This is a genomic window from Segatella paludivivens DSM 17968 = JCM 13650, from assembly GCF_000373185.1.
GTDB classification, from domain to species: Bacteria; Bacteroidota; Bacteroidia; order Bacteroidales; family Bacteroidaceae; genus Prevotella; species Prevotella paludivivens.
Genome location: NZ_KB890642.1, coordinates 17,611 through 31,385, shown reverse-complemented (window position 1 = coordinate 31,385; position 13,775 = coordinate 17,611). Strand labels below are relative to the sequence as shown.

Below are 13,775 nucleotides of genomic sequence, written 5' to 3'. Positions count from 1 at the left end.
TTTGATAATATGAAATTTTACAGTTTGTCTTTTAAAAATTTACCAGTAATGCTGTCTTCACATGCAGCAATATCTTCAGGTTTACCTTCGCAAACAAGATTACCACCTTTGTCTCCTCCGTCAGGACCAAGGTCTATTACATAGTCTGCACATTTAATTACATCTAGATTATGTTCAATCACCACTACTGTGTGACCTCTTTCTATCAATGCGTTGAATGCTGCGAGCAGACGTTGGATATCATGGAAATGAAGTCCTGTTGTTGGCTCGTCAAAAATGAACATCGTCGGATCTTGTTTCTCTTGTCCAATGAAGTAAGCTAGTTTTACTCTTTGATTTTCTCCACCAGAAAGACTGCTTGAATTTTGTCCTAGTTTAATGTATCCCAGTCCAACCTCAGCAAGAGGCTTTAGTCTGTTTACAATAACCTTCTGATTGTATTCGCTGAAGAATTCAATAGCTTCAAGCACAGTCATATTCAGAATGTCATAAATGTTCTTTTCGTGGAATCTCACTTCCAGTATATCATGTTTAAACCTTTGTCCGTGGCATGCTTCACATTCAAGTACCAAATCGGCCATGAACTGCATCTCAACGTTTATAACTCCAGCTCCTTTACATTCCTCACATCTACCGCCTTCTGCATTGAAAGAAAAATATTGTGGAGTGTATCCTTGTTGTTTTGCAAGTGGCTGATCTGCGAAAAGTTGTCTCACAGCATCGTATGCTTTTACGTATGTTGCAGGGTTTGAGCGTGTGCTTTTACCTATTGGGTTTTGATCTACAAATTCAACATGTTTAATATCTTGCCAATCACCCTCAAGAGATGTGTACTCTCCTGGAGCATCGGCAACCTCGTCAAGATGGCGTTTTAGAGCAGGGTATAAAATGCCTTTGATAAGACTTGACTTACCAGATCCTGAAACTCCTGTTACACAGGTGAATATGTTGAGTGGAATCTTAACATCGATACCTCTCAAGTTATTCATTCGCGCTCCCTTGAGCTCTATATATTTATTCCAGCTGCGTCTTGATTTTGAGGTAGCGATTGAATATTCTCCTGTTAGATATTTAACTGTATATGAACGTGGATATTTTTCAACCAAAGATTTATTCTTTTCGTTCAGTTCTTTTGTGTCACCTTCGAATACAATTTCTCCTCCGTTAGAACCAGCATCAGGACCAACATCAATGAGATAGTCAGATGCTCTCATGATTTCTTCATCATGCTCAACAACCATTACGGTGTTGCCCAGACTTTGGAGATCTTTCAATACTTTTATTAGTCTGTCGGTGTCTCGGCTATGAAGTCCGATACTTGGTTCATCTAAGATGTACAATGAACCCACAAGTGAAGAACCGAGTGATGTTGTAAGGTTTATACGTTGACTTTCTCCACCACTTAGACTATTTGACTGTCTGTTGAGTGTGAGATATCCCAATCCAACTTCAACCAAAAATCCTAATCGGTTGTTTATTTCTGTTATTAGGCGTTTGGCTATTCCTGCATCATGCTCGTCAAGTTTCAGCTTTTCAAACCATTCTTTTAAGTTTGTTATAGGCATTTCCACTATGTCGGTGATGCTCATACCGTTGATTTTTACCCATCTCGCCTCTTTTTTAAGTTTGGTTCCATGACAGTCAGGACATACAGTTTTACCTCTATATCTGCTCATCATCACACGGTATTGTATTTTGTATTGATTTTCCTTCACCATCTGGAAGAAACTGTCAATGCAAATCTTATCTTTTATATTAAGTTTCTTTTCACATGGCAGGCCATGCCACAGCATATCTTTTTGCTTTTGTGTCAGCTTATAATAAGGTTCAAAAATGGGAAAGTTATCTTCTGCCGCACGACGACAGAATTCAGTTTTCCAAACCCCCATTTTATCTCCATGCCAACATTGCACGCATCCATCATAAACACTGAGCGATGAATTTGTTATGACTAGTTTCTCATCTATGCCAATTACATTTCCAAAACCTTCACAAGTAGGACATGCGCCTAGAGGTGAATTGAATGAAAACATATTATCATTAGGTTCTTCAAATTTGATGCCGTCAGCTTCAAATTTAGTAGAGAATTCATAAATGATATCTCCAGGAAGGAATACTAGTTTAAGTATTCCGTCACCTTCATAGAATGCTGTTTCAGCAGAGTCTGTAAGCCTTGATATGGCATCTTTCGTGTCATCAACGCTCATTCTTGTTATTACAAGATATAAATCAGATATATCTTTGGGTTTATCGTCAGTTAGAATATCCTCAATTCTTACTACGTCACCATTTACGTACATTCTGGAATAACCTTCCTTCATATACATTTCTAGTTGCTTCTCCACGCTGCGTCCTTCAACAACATGTAGAGGTGCAAGTATCATGAATTTTGTTCCCTTTGCAAATGTAAGGCTACATTTCACAACATCTTCTGGAGTATGACGTTTCACTTCTTCACCACTTACAGGAGAATAAGTGCGTCCTATGCGTGCAAATAGCAGACGCATATATTCATAAATCTCTGTAGTTGTTCCAACAGTAGAACGTGGATTGCGTGAAATAACCTTTTGCTCTATTGCTATTGCTGGAGGAATGCCCTTAATAAAGTCGCATTCAGGTTTACTCATACGTCCCAGAAACTGTCGGGCGTATGATGAAAGGCTTTCTACGTATCTTCGCTGACCTTCGGCATACAATGTGTCGAAAGCAAGCGAAGACTTTCCCGAACCGGAAACTCCGGTTATGGTAATAAATTTATTGCGAGGGATATTAAGCGCAACGTTTTTTAAATTGTTTACGCGTGCGCCTTTTATCTCAATATATTCGTCCATAATAACTTTACTATTCTTGTCTTAATCGGCAAAGTTACTTAATTTTCATGACAATATACCTAATCTTTTGTATTTTTTATATATTACTGTTCCAGTAAGAATTCCTTGAATTCAGCGAAGCTGTTATTCATTTCAATACTTTGCTTTTTACCTTTCATGAATTCTGCCAGACGTGAAGGGATGTTGATGTCTATATTCAGTATGTCGTCAACCTTTTCCTTGAACTTAGCGGGATGTGCAGTTTCCAGAAAGACTCCAGTTTCTCCGTCCTTGAGTCCTTCTTTTAAAGCACGGTAGCCACATGCTCCATGAGGATCTAGAATGTAGCCAGTTTCTTTATGGCAAGTCTGCATCGTGTCCTTTATCATGTTGTCTGTATATGTGGCTCCACTGATAAGATTTGTAATCTTCTCATGACTACCTCCAAATAGGTCGTATATACGTGCAAAGTTTGAAGGGTTACCAACATCCATTGCGTTTGCTAATGTCTGTTTGCTAGGTTTCGGCTCGTATTTTCCGCTTTGCAGATACTTGTAGAATATGTCATTGGCATTGTTTGCTGCTATGAATCTCTTGATAGGTAATCCCATTTCATGAGCAAATATTCCTGCACATATATTTCCAAAGTTTCCACTTGGTACGCATACGACCATATTGTCAGCCTTGTTTAGTTTCTTCAGTTGAGCATAAGTATAGAAATAGTAGAATGCCTGAGGAAGGAAGCGTGCCACGTTGATGCTGTTAGCTGATGTAAGTTTCTTGTTCGCATTCAGTTCTTCATCCATGAATGCTTGTTTTACAAGAGTTTGGCAGTCATCAAATACACCGTTTATCTCGATAGCTGTTATGTTCTTACCAAGTGTGGTAAACTGGCTTTCCTGAATCTTGCTCACTTTACCTTTCGGATAAAGTACGTCTACGTGTATGCCATCTACGCCAAGAAATCCATTTGCTACAGCTGAACCTGTATCACCAGATGTGGCAACAAGAACAGTAACAGATTTTTGACCTTCTTTCTTTATGAAATATTGCAAAAGTCTAGCCATAAATCGTGCACCAACATCCTTAAAAGCAAGAGTAGGACCATGAAACAGTTCAAGAGAATATATGTTGTTCCCAACCTTTGTAGCAGGAACGTCAAAAGATAGGGTGTCATATACAATGTCTTTCAATGCACTTGTCTCTACATCATCGCCAAAAAAAGCCTTTGCTACTTCGAAGGCGATTTCTTGAAACGACATGTTTTCTATGTTATCAAAAAATGCTTTTGGCAACTTATGGATATCTTCGGGCATATATAGACCCTTATCTGGAGCCAAACCCTTTACGACAGCTTCTTCAAGAGTTGCAATTGGTGCTTCTTTATTTGTGCTATAGTATTTCATAACTTATTTTATTTTCATAAATGTTTCCATAAATTCATTCAATCTCAGCAAACCGTAACTTCCGCTGACACAACTCACTTCATCGTATGTGCTTACTTCATCCGGTTCAATTCCTTTATGCCAGATAATAAAAGGTACTGGCTCTTTTACGTGTGTACGTATTTCAACTGGAGTAGGGTGGTCCGGCAAAACAGCAATGCAAACAGGATCATTCCAGTCTTTCACTTCTTCATATACTGTTTTTACGATTCTGGAGTCAAGATTTTCAATTGTTTTAAGTTTCAAATCTAAATCTCCGTCGTGTCCAGCTTCATCGCTAGCCTCAATATGTAGGAAAACAAAGTCCTGTTTCTTCAGAGCATCAATGGCAGCCTGTGCCTTTCCTTCGTAATTGGTGTCAGATAGTCCTGTAGCTCCTTTTACCTTAATGACATCCAGTCCTGCATAATGTCCTATGCCACGTATAAGGTCTACAGCCGAAATTACACTTCCTGTTTTGATATCAGGAAATAGTTGCATAAGGGTTTTCATAGATGGTCTGTAACCACCACTCCAAGGCCATATACTGTTTGCCTTTTCCAATCTTCCGTTATTAAAGGGATGTTCGGAGAGTAATTTCTGACTCTTTAATATCAGTTCGTTTATCAAATCAGCTGTTTCTTGAGGACTCATTCTTGAAGAATCTGTCTCAACATAATCATCTTCTGGTTTTACAAGAAGTTTTTTCCATTCCTCGTTTGGATGATCATGTGGTGGAGCACAAACGATATGCTTGTTTCCGCCTTTTATCACGAGAAGATGGCGATATTGTATGCCGGTAATAAATTTAATCTTGTCGTTGCCAAGTTTGTCATCAAGATATTTAATCAGTCCATCTCCTTCTTCTGTTGTGAGATGTCCACCATGATGATTTTTTATCAATCCGTTTTCCAACTCAATGATATTGCATCTTATAGCCATGTCTTCTGGTTGCATGATGTATCCTATTGATGCAGCTTCGAGTGGTCCGCGACCTTCATATACTTTGTTTAAATCATATCCAAGAATTGCAGTATTGGCTACTTCAGAACCAGGAAGAAACCCATTAGGAATGGTGTTTAATCTTCCAGTACGTCCGTTTTTAGCCAACATGTTCATGTATGGTGTTTCTGCATATTGCAGCAGAGTTTTGTTTCCTAATTTTTCAACTGCATGGTCTGCCATACCGTCGCCAAGTATGATAATATGTTTCATAATCCTAGATATTAGCAATTGACATTATATTTGCGAATACACCGGCAGCCGTCACGCTAGCTCCAGCACCGTAACCCTGAATTAACATAGGATATTCTTTGTATCTTTCTGTTGTAAGAAGTACTATATTATTGCTTCCTTCAAGATTATAGAATGGGTGATTTCGCTCAATAGCTTTTAGTTCCACGCTTGTCTTACCGCCGTTCATAACAGCAACGAATCGCCATTTCTTGTCTTCGCTTTCAATTATCTTTCGGCGTGTTTCAAAATCTGCGTCAAGTTTTGGAAGATTCTTCCAGAAATCATCAATGCTTCCCTCAAAATATTCTTGTGGAACAAATAGATGTTTTTCTACATCCTCTTGTTCTACTCTGTAACCTGCTTCACGTGCTAGAATAACAAGCTTTCTTACGACATCTTTTCCGCTTAAATCAATACGTGGATCTGGTTCACTGTATCCTTTTTCTTTTGCTCTGCGTACTGTTTCAGAGAATGGAACATCACTGCTTATCTCATTAAAGATAAAGTTTAATGTACCGCTTAATACAGCCTCTATTTTTAATATCTTATCGCCAGAGTTTCTAAGGTCATTGATAGTTCCGATAATAGGAAGACCTGCACCTACGTTTGTTTCGAATCTGAATTTAACGCCACGTTTCAAAGCTGTCTTTTTCAGTTCCACATATTTGTCATATTCAGCACTGGCGGCAATCTTATTTGCAGCTATTACACTGATATTGTTTTCAAGAAAACTTTGGTATAATGCAGCTATATCCTTACTTGCTGTACAGTCTACAAACACACTATTGAATATGTTCATTCCCAATATAGCTTCTTTCAGCTTTTCAGGACTACTTATTTCTGATGTCTTCAATACATCCTTATAATTTGAAAGATCTATTCCGTCGCGATTTAATATTGCGTTCTTGGAACTTGCGATACCAACGACATTAAGTTTCAGTTGACTTCTTTCCTTCAACTCATCATACTGATTGCGAATCTGTTCAATAAGTTTGCCACCTACAGTTCCGATTCCACATACAAATAAGTTTAGAACCTTGTATTCAGAAAGGAAGAATGAGTCGTGAAGAACATTCAATGACTTTCTTAATGATTCACTTTTTACGACGAATGATATATTTGTTTCGCTGGCACCCTGTGCACATGCTATAACACTGATACCGCTTCTTCCTAAAGTTCCAAACAGTTTACCTGCAATACCAGCGGCATGTTTCATGTTCTCGCCTACAATGGCTACAGTAGCAAGCCCGCATTCTGCATGCATAGGGAACATAGCTCCGTCTTCGATCTCGGTTGCAAATTCATCATTCAGCACTTTTACAGCCTCTTCTACATCTTCCTCCCTTACACCGATACTGGTTGAGTTTTCTGAAGATGCCTGCGAAACCATGAATACGCTTATTCCTTCATTGGCAAGAGCTGTAAAAATTCTGCGGTTTACACCAATGACACCAACCATAGAAAGACCTGTCACGGTGATAAGTGCTGTTCCGTTGATAGAACTTATACCCTTGATAGGTTTCTTGTCATCATTAATCTTATTCTTTATTATTGTTCCTTGATTTTCAGGATTGAATGTATTCTTAACTCTGATAGGAATATTCTTTATACATACTGGGTATATTGTTGGAGGATATATTACCTTAGCACCAAAGTTACACAACTCCATAGCTTCAATATAACTTAGTTCGTTAATTGTGTATGCAGTCTTGATAACTCTTGGATCGGCAGTCATGAAACCATCTACATCCGTCCATATCTCCAATACTTCGGCATTCAGTGCAGCTGCAATAATGGCTGCTGTATAGTCGCTTCCTCCACGTCCAAGATTTGTTATCTCGTCAGTATCAGTGTCACGACTGATAAATCCGGGAATCAATGAAATATGTGGAAGGTCTTTAAATGTATTTTTTACTAACTTATTTGTTAATTCACTGTCAAGTGCATTTTTACCATTAATACGTTCGGTCTTAATAAATTCGCGACTGTCAAACCATTTTGCACCTTTTACCAGAGCAGCAACAATATTACTTGACAGACGTTCGCCGTAACTAACGATAGCATTTTGTGTCTTTTCGCTTAAATCATGTATTAGGTAGACACCAAAATAAATGCTTCTCAATTGTTCAAATAGAGAATCTACAGTGTTGAATAAGTCTTCTCGTTTTTTTGTGTCTGTGATAATTGTGTCTATCATTTTATGATGACGATCAACCATCTGGTCGAATTCGTATTTCCAATTATCATCGTGTTGTAATGCCAATGTTGATGTGGAAATCAATTTGTCCGTTATGCCACCAAGTGCACTTACAACAACTACTATCGGCTGTTTTTTAGCCTCTTTCTCTACAATACTCTTTAAGCTAAGAATGCTTTCTACGGAACCAACAGATGTTCCACCAAACTTTAATACTTTCATTTACTAATGGTTTTAATTTGTGCGACCACTTGACAATAGTGGCATTTCGCTAACGAAATCAGACTTTAATTGTCGGTTATAATCATAGCCGAGTTTTAAAACCAGCAGTACAAAAGTGGCAAATAACTCGAAAAACACATCAAAACCTTACAATTTGAATGAATTCATGGGCAAAAATACTAAGAATTATTATTATAGCCAACTAATTCATTGATAATTTCCATTTTAGCTTCATTTTTTGTAACTTTGTACCCATGATAAATGAATATCAAATTCGTGTTTCGCCACAGGTGGCTTACACTGAAGAGAATATAAAACAGTTTATAGCTGAAGATAAAGGATTGGACATTCGCACCATAAATCAGGTGAGAGTGCTTAATAAAAGTATTGATGCCAGACATAGACAGGTCTTTTTCAACTTAAAGGTTCGTATATATATTAATGAATTCCCACAGGATGAGCAGTATGTTACTACTGAGTATCCTAACGTTGAGAATTGTCCGCAAGTAATTGTTGTGGGCGAGGGACCTGGTGGACTTTTCGCTTCTTTAAGATTAATTGAACTTGGCATTCGTCCAATTGTAATTGAGCGTGGAAAGAATGTACGCGAGCGAAAGGTTGATCTTGCTTTGATTACTAAGACGCAGAAAGTTGACGGAGAAAGTAATTATAGTTTTGGTGAAGGTGGTGCTGGTGCTTATAGTGATGGCAAACTTTATACGCGTAGCAAGAAACGTGGATCTGTTGATAGGATTCTTAATGTTTTCTGTCAGCATGGAGCTTCTGAGTCTATCCTTGCTGATGCTCATCCGCATATAGGTACTGATAAGTTACCTAGCGTTATCGAGAACATGCGTAATACTATTATTGCTTGTGGTGGTGAGGTGCATTTCCTTACTAAGATGACGAGTCTTATACTTGAAGGTGATAAGGTTGTTGGTGTTGAGGCAGTTTCTTTGAATGATGAGAAACAGATGGAATTCCATGGTCCTGTAATCCTTGCCACTGGTCATAGTGCCCGTGACGTATATCGCTATCTTAATGATTCTAAGATTGAGATAGAGGCAAAGGCTATAGCAGTAGGAGTGCGTCTTGAACATCCTAGTGAACTGATTGATCAGATCCAGTATCATAATAAAGACGGTAGGGGAAAGTATCTGCCTGCTGCTGAATATTCTTTTGTAACACAAGTTGACGGACGTGGTGTATATAGTTTCTGTATGTGCCCTGGTGGTTTCGTTATACCTGCTGCTACAGATAAGGAACAGATTGTTGTAAATGGTATGAGTCCAAGTAACCGAGGTACTGCATGGAGTAATAGCGGTATGGTTGTTGAGGTTCATCCTGATGATTGCGCAAAGATGTCTGGAGATGATAATGAAGATGCTTTAAGCGTTATGAGATTTCAGGAACAGTTTGAAAAGAACTGTTGGCAACAGGGAAATATGAAGCAGACTGCCCCTGCACAGCGAATGTCTGACTTTGTTAACAAGCATCTTAGTTACGATTTACCAAAGAGTTCATATGCTCCAGGACTTATAAGTAGTCCGTTGCATTTCTGGATGCCAGAATTTGTTAGCACCCGTTTACAGGAAGGCTTTAAGACTTTTGGTAAAAATGCTCATGGATTCCTTACAAATGAAGCTGTAATGATTGCTGCTGAAACAAGAACTTCTAGCCCCGTACGTATACTAAGAGACAGAGAAACTCTTCAGCACGTACGCATTGCTGGACTTTTTCCATGTGGTGAAGGTGCTGGATATGCGGGTGGTATTGTTTCTGCTGGTATTGATGGTGAGAGATGCGCTGAAATGGCTGCAGAATATGCAAAGAAGTAATAGGAATATTATATAAATGAAAAAAGGAGAATTTCTATTGAAATTCTCCTTTTTATATTTTAATGTGTCGCTTGCCACCATGCAGTGTTCTTCTTTGAATTTACTACTGTCGAATTCAATGTAGGATCACTAATCGTTATTCCGCTAAATGTGTTCACCTTGAATGTATTGTATGGATTCTTCGGATCAGTATCACTGCGGTATGAATTAGAGTATGCCGTATATATATATGGTGTACAAACCTTATATGGAACAAGATTTTCAAGAGCTGTCTTGAAGTTTGTACTTAACGGTGCTATAGCTCCCAATTGTTCTACGTATGAACCTAAATCAAAAAACACGTTATTGTCATAACCATCAAGGTATTGTACCGAACTAAGTTTTGACTGGTCAAAAGTATATGTTGTGTTGATATCTTTCATCACGCTTGCCATCTGCTTTATTGCGTCACCGCATTTTATAGCAGATAAAGCTCCATACGGATAACTGCTTTTCATATAATAATTGTAGAAAGTCTTGCAGATATTGTCATAGTCTGGAGTACCTAGCATATACTTAAACAATGTATCATAAGGGAAACCGTCTCCCATAACCTCACTTGTTGAGGCTACGAGATAGTTGGTGACGTCTCTCAGTTCATAAGCTGTTTCAACGTTAGCCATATAGCAGTCATCAAAACTAACAAATTCAACTTTCTTCATTGCTGAGTTTGCAATTGCATAACTCAAATCACTTAAGTCATATTGCAATTCCGGTCCTTGACCACCAAAAGCTCTACTAGCTCTTGGCATTGTTGCGTCACTTCCTCGTGGAGTCCATCCACTTCCGTGACAGCCCACAAGAATAGAATAAGAACCAGTGTTACTGTATGAACTTACTTGATTCAGTAAACTTGTTAAGTTTTCCTTTGTTATAGCATTATTACTGACGTTTGCGAGTAATGTGTCAAGCTCACATTTTCTTAATGTGATATTATACTTCATTCTAAACATTACAGCTTTGCTAGCACTGTTGGCTTTATATACGATAACATCAGTTCCTTTGAGTCCGCCATTTGTATTTATAGCGTTCTGTATTGAAGTGATGTTTACGTCAAAGTAATCTGTAAGAGCTCCGTTACTACTTGTTGTAGAACCAGTCCAAGGCATGTATATGAATATGGTCTTTGTTGTGTTCTCATATTGATAAACAGTCTTAGGGTCGTCATGGTCACAGCCAACAATAGCGAAGGCTGTGAGAGTGACAAACAGTAATGTTAGAATTTTCTTCATATCTTATTTCTTTTTAAGTTCCTCTATAGTCTGCTTTAGTGCAGCTATCTTTTCTTCAGAGTCACTTTCCTTTTTGCGTTCTAGTGCTACTACAGCTTCAGGAGCATGAGCTACGAAGTTCTCGTTGCCTAGTTTCTTGCGAATGCCGATAAGGAAACCTTCAAGATGTTGTATTTGGGCTTGTGCCTTTTCTATTTCAGCTTCTACATCGATAAGATTACCAACAGGAACAGCGTATTCATCTGTACCAACCATGAATCCGCTTGCGTCTGCGGTCTTCTCAGTAACAGTGTTTATTGCGCTTAGGTTAGCCATTTTGATGATGACGTTGTTGTAATTAGCAAACTTATTTTCACCTACAGTCTGGAGTTCAAGAACTTCTTTTGGTGCAATGTTCTTCTGGTTGCGCACAGTACGTATACCAGATACAATCTGCTTCACTGTTTCTATGTCAGCTGCAAGTTTGCTCTCTTCACTTGTTCTAGTTGGAATATCAAGTGTTGCACACATAATGCTCTCACCATCTTTGCGTTCTGCAATCTGCTGCCACAACTCTTCTGTAATAAATGGCATAAAAGGATGCAGCATCTTCAGCAATGAATCAAAGAATTTTATTGTTGCGTCAAATGTCTTTTTGTCTATTGGTTGTGCGTTGCCATCATTATAAGCAGGCTTGATCATTTCAAGATACCAGCTTGAGAACTCGTCCCAGAATAGTCTGTAAACAGTCATCAGAGCTTCGCTTATGCGGTAATGCTTAAATTGCTCCTGCATATCGGCGTTTACTTCCTTTAGTTTGGCATCAAACCATTTAACAGCTATTTTGCTTGCTTCTGGTTGCTCAATGTCAGCAGTCTCCCAACCCTTGATAAGTCTGAATGCGTTCCATATCTTGTTGTTGAAGTTACGACCTTGTTCACAGAGACTCTCGTCAAACAGAATGTCGTTGCCGGCTGGTGCACTTAGCATCATACCCATACGTACACCATCTGCACCGTATTTCTCAATAAGTTTAATTGGGTCTGGAGAGTTTCCAAGACTCTTACTCATTTTTCTACCCAAACCATCACGTACGATACCAGTGAAATATACATGCTTGAATGGGAATGTATGGCGATATTCATATCCAGCCATGATCATTCTTGCTACCCAGAAGAATATGATATCTGGACCCGTTACCAAGTCGCTAGTAGGGTAGTAGTAGTTTATTTCCTCGTTGTCTGGATTGTTTACTCCGTCAAATACAGATATAGGCCACAACCAAGAAGAGAACCATGTGTCAAGACAGTCGCTTTCCTGATTCAGGTCTTCTGCCTTAATGTTTGCATTCTTCTTCTGTGCCATTTCAAGAGCTTCCTCTGCGCTCTCGGCAACAACAAAGTCATTCTTTCCATCTGCGTTTACAAAGTAGTAGGCTGGAATACGATGTCCCCACCACAACTGGCGGCTTATACACCAGTCCTTGATGTTCTCCAACCAGTGGCGATAAGTGTTTTTGTATTTCTTTGGATAGAATTCAATCTCGTCGTCCATAACAGGTGATAGGGCAATGTCAGCAAAGTGCTGCATCTTCAGGAACCACTGTGTAGAAAGTTTTGGCTCAATAGGAACGTTTGTGCGCTCAGAGAATCCCACTTTGTTATCGTAGTCCTCAATCTTTTCCATCAGACCAGCGTTCTGCAAGTCTATTGCAATCTGCTTACGCACGTCCATACGGTCTTGACCAACATATAGTCCGGCAGCTTCACTTATAGTTCCGTTGTCGTTGAAAATGTCAATAGTCTCTAGTCCATGTTTCAGTCCTAGTGCATGGTCGTTAATATCGTGTGCAGGAGTAACCTTTAAGCAACCTGTACCAAACTGTATGTCAACATAACTGTCTTCAATAACAGGAATCTCACGATTTACCAATGGTACTATTACGTGCTTATCCTTCAACCAAGTATTCTTAACGTCTTCTGGGTTGATGCACATTGCAGAGTCGCCCATGATAGTCTCCGGACGTGTTGTAGCTACAACGGCGTAATATCCATTTTCGTCCTTATGCATCACGTTGCCTTCTTCAACTTGTTTACAGTCGCTTTCAACAACACGATATTTCAGATAATATAGTTTTGAGTGTTCATCCTTGTATATTACTTCTTCGTCAGACAAAGCAGTCTGTGCTTTTGGATCCCAGTTCACCATGCGCACGCCACGATATACAAGTCCCTTCTTATATAGATCACAGAATACTTTTATAACGCCTTTACTGCGTGTCTCGTCCATTGTAAATGCAGTACGTTCCCAGTCGCAAGAGCAACCAAGTCGGCGCAATTGTTTAAGTATGATGCCTCCGTGCTCGTTTGTCCAATCCCATGCATGACCTAGGAATTCGTCACGTGTCATGTCAGTTTTTTTAATGCCTTGTTCAGCAAGTTTGTTTACCACTTTAGCCTCAGTAGCTATACTTGCGTGGTCTGTTCCTGGAACCCAGCATGCGTTTTTGCCTTCCATGCGTGCACGACGTACAAGAATATCCTGTATGGTGTTGTTAAGCATGTGGCCCATATGAAGCACTCCTGTAACATTAGGTGGTGGAATAACCACGGTGTAAGGTTCGCGTCCGTCTGGCTTACTGCTAAATAGCTTGTTGTTAAGCCAGTATTCATACCATTTTGATTCCACGTCTTGTGGATCATACTTACTTGCTAGTTCCATATCTAAATTTTATATTTATTTTTATATATTTATACTGTGCAAAATTACAAAATTAATTTTAATTATGAAAAAAAAGT

General features: G+C 39.0%; 7 protein-coding genes. 1 reads left to right on the top strand and 6 read right to left on the bottom strand.

Annotation, left to right across the window (positions count from 1 at the left end; translation table 11 throughout):
- Positions 1–17: 17 nt before the first annotated feature.
- The 4 genes from uvrA to thrA form a co-directional block, all read right to left on the bottom strand.
- Complete coding sequence (gene uvrA, locus B045_RS0106980; protein ID WP_018463559.1) at positions 18–2,831, bottom strand: excinuclease ABC subunit UvrA; 2,814 nt, start codon at positions 2,829–2,831, stop codon at positions 18–20.
- An 83-nt stretch (positions 2,832–2,914) separates the two neighbouring features.
- Positions 2,915–4,216, bottom strand: a complete 1,302-nt coding sequence (gene thrC, locus B045_RS0106975; protein ID WP_018463558.1) for a threonine synthase — start codon at positions 4,214–4,216, stop codon at positions 2,915–2,917.
- 3 nt (positions 4,217–4,219) lie between these two features.
- Positions 4,220–5,449: a cofactor-independent phosphoglycerate mutase gene (locus B045_RS0106970; RefSeq protein WP_018463557.1), complete on the bottom strand. Its 1,230-nt coding sequence runs from the start codon at positions 5,447–5,449 to the stop codon at positions 4,220–4,222.
- 4 nt (positions 5,450–5,453) lie between these two features.
- Positions 5,454–7,889, bottom strand: a complete 2,436-nt coding sequence (thrA, locus tag B045_RS0106965; protein ID WP_018463556.1) for a bifunctional aspartate kinase/homoserine dehydrogenase I — start codon at positions 7,887–7,889, stop codon at positions 5,454–5,456.
- Between the two features lie 254 nt (positions 7,890–8,143).
- Between thrA and B045_RS0106960 the strand changes: the two genes are divergently transcribed.
- Entirely contained in the window at positions 8,144–9,727 is a 1,584-nt protein-coding gene (locus B045_RS0106960) for an NAD(P)/FAD-dependent oxidoreductase (protein ID WP_018463555.1), read from the top strand.
- A 59-nt stretch (positions 9,728–9,786) separates the two neighbouring features.
- On the opposite strand, the gene B045_RS0106955 is transcribed toward B045_RS0106960, so the two are convergent.
- Complete coding sequence (locus B045_RS0106955; protein WP_018463554.1) at positions 9,787–10,998, bottom strand: clostripain-related cysteine peptidase; 1,212 nt, start codon at positions 10,996–10,998, stop codon at positions 9,787–9,789.
- 3 nt (positions 10,999–11,001) lie between these two features.
- Positions 11,002–13,698 carry a valine--tRNA ligase gene (locus tag B045_RS0106950; protein ID WP_018463553.1) on the bottom strand — a complete coding sequence of 899 codons (2,697 nt, stop codon included), beginning with the start codon at positions 13,696–13,698 and terminating at the stop codon, positions 11,002–11,004.
- Positions 13,699–13,775: the final 77 nt, after the last annotated feature.

Bases quoted from the DNA above. Each gene is read 5' to 3' on its own strand.
- B045_RS0106955 (WP_018463554.1), bottom strand. From the start codon at position 10,998: ATGAAGAAAATTCTAACATTACTGTTTGTCACTCTCACAGCCTTCGCT.
- B045_RS0106960 (WP_018463555.1), top strand. From the start codon at position 8,144: ATGATAAATGAATATCAAATTCGTGTTTCGCCACAGGTGGCTTACACT.
- B045_RS0106970 (WP_018463557.1), bottom strand. From the start codon at position 5,449: ATGAAACATATTATCATACTTGGCGACGGTATGGCAGACCATGCAGTT.
- uvrA (WP_018463559.1), bottom strand. From the start codon at position 2,831: ATGGACGAATATATTGAGATAAAAGGCGCACGCGTAAACAATTTAAAA.
- thrA (WP_018463556.1), bottom strand. From the start codon at position 7,889: ATGAAAGTATTAAAGTTTGGTGGAACATCTGTTGGTTCCGTAGAAAGC.
- B045_RS0106950 (WP_018463553.1), bottom strand. From the start codon at position 13,698: ATGGAACTAGCAAGTAAGTATGATCCACAAGACGTGGAATCAAAATGG.
- thrC (WP_018463558.1), bottom strand. From the start codon at position 4,216: ATGAAATACTATAGCACAAATAAAGAAGCACCAATTGCAACTCTTGAA.